The following is a 6,804-nucleotide window of genomic DNA, read 5'->3' as shown; positions in this document are numbered from 1 at the left end:
GTGCCTTAAACTTCATGATAGAGCGACCTCCTGATGTGGATTTAAAGGGCTTTTGACCCGTTGCATAATCCCATCGTACCGAGGCGCTCGTTTTTGTTCAAACGCCAAATTATTCGTTTTACAGGAATTCTAACGGGAAACGTTAGCTGAATAGCCCAATTAATGAAGCTGCCGGTAACGAACGGCAGCTTTGTTGCTTTTACAGGAAGGACAATTATAGAAGTAGCAGAATAAAAACACCATCTCAAATAACAAAAGGGTGGGGACTGGCCCCTTGTTAATGAGACAGAGATCAAAACACCTTTCAAGTTTAAGCAACCACGATCGCGCAGGGTTTGCAAAGCTCCGATAATTTAACTTTTCACGCCTCTCACTTCAAATAAATCTTCTGCATAAACTATTAGAAGTTAATAGAATAAGAGTGGAGTGATGTAATTATGGGAGAAACAGGACTTACTGGGCTTACTGGTGCTACGGGTCAAACAGGACTTACGGGACCACAGGGTCCCGCTGGACCTCAAGGTCCTGTCGGACCAACTGGTTTAACAGGAGCAACTGGCATGACTGGTCCTGCTGGGCCCGGAGTTGTACCGGTATATGGATCAAGATACAGACCATCCTTCTCTGGCATGGCTGCAACAGCAGGTACGTTTATAAGTTATAATGTGAATGGACCCTCACAAGGAACTACTCTTGGTAGTGATTCAATAACCGTTTTAAGCTCTGGTATTTATGAAATAAACTTTTGGCTCACAGTGAGAATCGATCCACCTAGTGGTGCGATCCAATTGGTTATCACAATAAATGGAAATCAAATACCAACTGGACGCTTTAGATTTGAGAAGAATTTCACTGCAGGTCCCTTTGGGGCTGAAAGCGATAGAATAGGAACATCCATTCAAACAACTTTGGCACAGAATGATATCGTTCAAGTTCTGATTCTAACTTCAAGTATTCCCTCTTATACAGAAGCTTCATTAATAGTGACAAAGATAAACAATTAAGATAGGCGAATTTTGTGCTCTTCCTTCGTTGGTACGTATATAGTCATCTAGTCTTAAATCGGACAATTGGACAGAGTGGAAGCAATCAGCAGCCGGTCAATAATGACCGGCTGCTGATGTTTTTCAACGCAGAATGCCTAGTTCAAAACTTAATCGGGATTTTCTTGTCGTTGTACTGCAGGCTAGAGATTTTTTTCTATTTTCAGGCAAATTCCCTCTTGCCAAAACTAATGGGATTAGTTATTATAAAACTAACGATATTAGTTTATAAGCGAAGGTGGTTATTTAAAATGAAATTAACTCGTCATGAATCGGTTTATCAACTAACGTATTTGCCAAACGTATTTCCTGTAAATTGCTATTTGGTCGAAGAAGAGAAGAGCTTAACATTAATCGATGCAGCGATGCCAAACAATGCAGCTGCTATTCTGAAAGCAGCCAAGGAGATTGGTAAACCCATTACCCGCATCGTGCTGACACATGCTCATGGTGATCATATTGGTGCACTGGATGCGCTGAAGAAACAACTGCCCGATGCGACCGTTTATATTTCCGCTAGGGATTCCCGACTGCTTAACGGTGATCGCTCGCTTGACGCGAATGAGCCAACCACACCTATTCGTGGCGACGTGCCAAAGCCAGGGAAAATAGTAACGCTGCCAGATGTGCTGCTCCAGGATGGAGATCGTGTTGGCTCATTGCTCGCAGTATCAACGCCAGGACATACGCCAGGCTCCATGTCCTTTCTTGATTCACGAAACCAGGCTTTAATAGTGGGAGATGCTTTCCAGACACGCGGGGGAGTTGCGGTAAGCGGGCAGGTACGACCATGGTTTCCGTTCCCGGCAATGGCTACCTGGAACAAGAAAGAATCACTTAACAGTGCAATGAAACTGCTTAAGCTGAAGCCGACCTTACTTGCTGTTGGTCATGGGAAGCTGCTTGTTAATCCGGAGGCGGCCATGGAGCAAGCGGTGCAGGAAGCTGCCAAAAAGCTTGAATCGGTATTGGTATAAGGAAATTAGACTAAAGCAGGAATGAAGATAAGGGAGATAACATATGTCACCACGATTAGGATTGGATTTACCAACCATTATACAGAAGGCTGCCGAGCTGGCGGATGAGAACGGGCTGGAGTCCGTAACGCTTGCCTCTTTAGCGCAAAAGCTCGGTATCCGCTCCCCCTCTTTGTATAATCATGTAGTTGGACTAAGCGGACTCAAGGAAAAGCTTGCCCTATACGGCTTAAAAAATCTGCATAATAAGCTGCTTCGGGCAGCAGCCGGGAGATCCGGTGACGACGCTGTTTTTGCTATTGGCAGAGCCTATATTACGTTTGCAAGGGAGCATCCAGGTTTATATGAAGCTACGCTCCCTGCCCAGCATTCGGAAGATGCGGAACTTCTAAAAGTAAGTGAAGAGCTGATTCAGCTTATTATACAAGTGATGCATCATGCATACGAGATGAAGCAGGAAGATACGATTCATCTTGTAAGAGGATTCCGCAGCCTTATGCATGGTTTCGCCTCTCTTGAACGAAGCGGTGGATTTGGCCTGCCGGTTAATCTGGATGAGAGTATCCAGGTTGTGCTGCAAGCTTATTTATCCGGTATTCGGGAACAATTCCGTTCTTAACGGGAAATAGCTGAATCTTTATAGGACCGGGCAATTCCCTTGCGATATTCGTCGGGCGATTGCCCGGTATATTTTTTGAACGTTTGGCTGAAATGCGAAACATATTTGAAGCCCACCTCGAACGCCATCTCCGTAATTGATCGGTTCGGATTCATCGTGAACAACATTTTTGCCTGATTTATACGACGTTGGTATAGATAATGAAATAAGGTAATGCCTGTTGTTTCTTTAAAAATTTTGACGATATAATGCTTGTTCAAATGCATGTAGCCAGCCAAACCATCCAGTTGAATATCATTCTGATAATGCTCCTCGATATAGGCGATTAACTTCTGGACATTTTGATGCTTCACACTAGTTGGCGGAGTGGCTTGTCCGTAGCTTGGCATATTGGATAGTTCATAGATGAGCAGAAGCAGCTCTTGAAAACATAGGATCAGCCGGTCATGTGACAGAGGATCTTCACTTTGACGAAGTTCACATAACCGTTCGAGCAGCGGCTCGATTCGCAAACGTTCCTCCGGATGCAGCGAGATCAGGCGGTTAGTCTGACGCTCGAACGGGAGCAGCAGCGGAATGAGGAACGGCGGATGGAATAATCCAGAAGCGAAAGCCGGATCGAAATGAACGACCGTTCGGCAATACTCATAACGATTATCTATAGATGGATAATGAAGCGTCATGCCGTTCATCAGGATGAGATTACCTGGAGTAAGGTCATAGATGCTGTCACCGATTAACAGCTTGCATTTTCCGCTGTGGAAATAATATATTTCATATTCCAGATGGGAATGAAAGTCGGTAGGAATTTGGGATGTATTATACATAGCCTCAATTGGAAGCGAGTGTTGTTCTAGAGTGCTCATGTGATCCTCCAAGATATGAATATGGTGCAGATTCATTATACAGCGCTCTTCTGAATACACCAACCACGTATAAATGAGATACTAATCAACGATAACCGTATAGAAGCGGTACATTTCTTCCGGTGGTACGATGAAGGTAGGACAAGCTGAGGAGGAATATCGCATGATTAAGGAACAACAGACGATTGATTCCGTCACTACGGTAAAAGAAATCGTTGAACAGCTCGCGATGACAATACCGGTAACGGATATGCATACTCATTTATTTTCCGCTGATTTTGGTGATTTGCTGCTTTGGGGTATAGATGAGCTTCTAATTTATCATTATTTAATATCGGAGTCGTTCCGCTGGTCGAGCGATGAGGAAACCTATGAGGCATTCTGGGCAATGTCGAAGCGTGAACAGGCCGATTGGATCTGGAATAAGCTCTTTATTGAGCATTCACCAGTTAGTGAAGCAGCTAATGGCTTCATTACGATTCTTCACCGTCTGGGACTTGATGTTTCTTCGCGCAATTTGAATGAATATCGTGAAGTGCTCGCTAATCGTACGACTGCCCAGCAGGTAGATGAAGTACTACGTATTTCGAATGTGAAGCATGTTGTCATGACAAATGATCCATTTGATGCGGTAGAACGTGAAGTATGGCTGAACCGCGAAGGGAATACCGACTCCCGATTCTCAGCAGCTTTGCGTGTAGACTCCTTGCTTAATGATTGGCCTAATGCTGTTGAACATCTGCGTTCGCTTGGCTATGAGGCTTCAGTAGAATGGACGGAGCAGACGAAGGAAGAAGTACGCCGTTTCCTCTCGGAGTGGATTGTACGAATAGATGCTTTATATTTGGCTGTATCGATGCCTGGTGATTTCGTATATCCAGCGGAAGATCACCGCACCCGAATGATTGACGAAGCAATGGTACCGGTCTGCCAAAAGCATGGTATTCCATTTGCCCTAATGATTGGTGTTCGTCGTCGTGTTAATCCCGAGCTTCGCTTGGCGGGAGATATGAGCATGGATTCAGATGTCTCGGCAGTTGAAGCTTTATGCAGAACATATCCGACACAGAAGTTCCTGATCACTATGCTTGCTCGCAGTAACCAACATGAGCTGACTGTGCTTGCACGGAAATTCCGCAATTTGATGGTGTTTGGCTGCTGGTGGTTCCTCCATATTGAATCGATGGTGGAGGAAATGACAAAGTTCCGTTTGGAGTTGCTTGGTACATCCGTTATTCCTCAGCATTCGGACTGCAGAGTGTTTGAACAGCTGATTTACAAATGGGAGCATTCGCGCCGTATCATCGGACAAGTACTGGCTTCGAAGTATGAGCGGCTGTATAACAGTGGATGGAAAGTTACGGAGGATGAAATCAAAAGAGATCTGGATGATTTGTTCAACCGGAATTTCTGGCGCTTCCTCGGTAAGGAACAACCGGAATAAGCTAATGGAGAAGCAGACAAATGTTTGCTTCTTTTTTTGTGCCTGTACACCGTCATTCTTAAGAAAATATTGCGAATCTCTGTCTTAATGCGCCATATACTGGAGTAGTGCTACAGAAATGGAGGTGATTGCTCGTGTCCAATAAACGATTGCCGCGCAGCTCTCTTCTCTCTATTGGCGGCATGTTATTTCCAATTGTCGTACATGGCATTCATTTGCTTATTCCACTTCTTCTGACAGGTGGTGTAAGTGCATTGGAATGGTCCAATATGCATCATAGCGGCGGCGGGATGAGCGGGATGATGAATGATCCCTTCATGGACGGCATCATGATGGGAATCATGATCATTTCCATTGGTTTTACGGTGGTCTACCTGATCCGAATATGGAAACTCCGGGATTGCAGTCTCGCGGCAGCTTGGGGCTATACGGGTACATCCATCGCCTGTTTTGGTTTATTGCTATTGGTGATGTAACAGGTAGCAGCGTTCGGTCCGATAAGGACCGTTTTTTTATTGTTGCGCTTTGCAATAATCTCTGATCTAATGGGTATGTCTTAAAAATATAGAAACGGTCAGTGGAGCGAAAGGATTGCAGCGAGATGGAAACGAAGGGCAGTGTGTATAAGCTCGGCATGCAAATGATGCCGCGTGTCTGGTTTAATGCAAGAATTGATTTTAGCGCGACCTTATTATTTAGTATTTTTAACGTAGTATTGAATCAATTTTTTATGCCGTTTGCTATTCAAGAAGGAGCCAGCAACCTGCAGGTTGGGCTGTTATCCGCTGCACCAGCAGTGGGATTACTGTTCTCGCCAATCTGGGCGGCCTGGATCGAGAAGACTGGAAATCCTAAGCCTTTCGTTATTATTCCGAATGTAATCGGCAGGATGTTGATCATCTTTCCAGCCTTGTTTGCATTTCCTTCCGTGTATGTGGCTACTGCACTGGTCTTCCAAATATTAATGGGAATCCAAGCCCCGGCTTACGCCTCGCTTGTAGCCCGGATGTATCCAGCTGATGTCAGAGGCCGTCTTATGGGATATGTCCGAGTAGCAAGTGGTGCATTAATGATTCCTCTTGCTTATATTGTTGGCATTTGGGCTGACGGAGCAGGACCATCTGGTCCACTTATTACAGCCGCGATCTTTGGTACAGCTTCTGTTATTTTATTTAACTCGCTTCGGCTTCCAAAGCAGCTCATGTCTGTACCATCTAGGACAGCAGCTAAATTCTCGCTGAGAGATCAGTGGGTACTCGTATCAGGGAATCGTAAGCTCGCCGTATTCCTTGCAGCTACGACATTTGCTGGCTTTGGCAATATGCTGTCTAATCCGCTTTACCAGATTATTCAGGTGCAGGTGCTGGAGCTGAGCAACTTACAAATCGGCTATGCCCGTATTTCTTATTTTGCCGGCTTGCTGCTTACGTACTTAATTGCTGGGCGGTTAATTGATCGAATAGATATCAAGCATGTCTTGGTATGCGGGATTAGCGCTTATGCGATCGTTCCTATGTTATATGGTGTATGGGGAACCTATACTGCAGTTATTGTGGGCAATGGGATTCAAGGTGTAGGGGAAGCCATTTGGGATATTGGTATTCTTGCTTTTGTATCCAAGCTTGCACCAGGAAGAGAAGCAACGGTATTTGGTGTGCATCTGATGTTGTTTGGTGTACGCGGAACATTAGGGCCGCTGTTAGGCGCAGGTTTATCGGATAGTGTATCGCTATCGATGCTGCTTGTGATCGCTTCGATATGCGGCTGGATCGGGACAGCGATGTTCTTGTACGGAAACAGGAAAGCATTAAATCAAGAGCAAGCGCCAAGCTGACGCTTATAGAGGGAAGGACCT

7 protein-coding genes are annotated in these 6,804 nt (G+C 45.1%); 6 read left to right on the top strand and 1 reads right to left on the bottom strand.

What is annotated here, in order from left to right; genetic code table 11:
• Window positions 1–437: 437 nt before the first annotated feature.
• The 3 genes from FHS17_RS30950 to FHS17_RS21790 all read left to right on the top strand — a co-directional run bounded on the left by FHS17_RS30950 (window position 438) and on the right by FHS17_RS21790 (window position 2,639).
• Window positions 438–1,004, top strand: a complete 567-nt coding sequence (locus FHS17_RS30950; protein ID WP_167280543.1) for a collagen-like protein — start codon at window positions 438–440, stop codon at window positions 1,002–1,004.
• Between the two features lie 290 nt (window positions 1,005–1,294).
• Complete coding sequence (locus FHS17_RS21795; protein WP_167280542.1) at window positions 1,295–2,020, top strand: MBL fold metallo-hydrolase; 726 nt, start codon at window positions 1,295–1,297, stop codon at window positions 2,018–2,020.
• Window positions 2,021–2,063: 43 nt separating this feature from the next.
• Window positions 2,064–2,639 (top strand): TetR/AcrR family transcriptional regulator, encoded by a 576-nt coding sequence (locus tag FHS17_RS21790; RefSeq protein ID WP_167280541.1) that lies wholly within the window; start codon window positions 2,064–2,066, stop codon window positions 2,637–2,639.
• Here the strand turns inward: FHS17_RS21790 and FHS17_RS21785 are convergent.
• On the bottom strand, window positions 2,636–3,505 hold the full coding sequence (locus FHS17_RS21785; RefSeq protein WP_167280540.1) for an AraC family transcriptional regulator: 870 nt from the start codon (window positions 3,503–3,505) through the stop codon (window positions 2,636–2,638). The genes FHS17_RS21790 and FHS17_RS21785 overlap by 4 nt on opposite strands.
• Before the next feature lie 163 nt (window positions 3,506–3,668).
• On the opposite strand from FHS17_RS21785, the gene FHS17_RS21780 reads away from it, so the two are divergent.
• From FHS17_RS21780 to FHS17_RS21770, 3 genes are all read left to right on the top strand, one after another.
• Window positions 3,669–4,949, top strand: a complete 1,281-nt coding sequence (locus FHS17_RS21780) for a glucuronate isomerase (protein WP_167280539.1) — start codon at window positions 3,669–3,671, stop codon at window positions 4,947–4,949.
• 134 nt (window positions 4,950–5,083) lie between these two features.
• Complete coding sequence (locus FHS17_RS21775; RefSeq protein WP_167280538.1) at window positions 5,084–5,425, top strand: hypothetical protein; 342 nt, start codon at window positions 5,084–5,086, stop codon at window positions 5,423–5,425.
• A 125-nt stretch (window positions 5,426–5,550) separates the two neighbouring features.
• Window positions 5,551–6,783, top strand: coding sequence for an MFS transporter (locus FHS17_RS21770; protein WP_167280537.1), 1,233 nt, complete (start codon window positions 5,551–5,553; stop codon window positions 6,781–6,783).
• Window positions 6,784–6,804: the final 21 nt, after the last annotated feature.

The sequence above is a fragment of the Paenibacillus lupini genome, from assembly GCF_011761355.1.
Lineage (GTDB): Bacteria > Bacillota > Bacilli > Paenibacillales > Paenibacillaceae > Pristimantibacillus > Pristimantibacillus lupini.
This window is presented reverse-complemented; position numbering and strand designations above follow the sequence as displayed.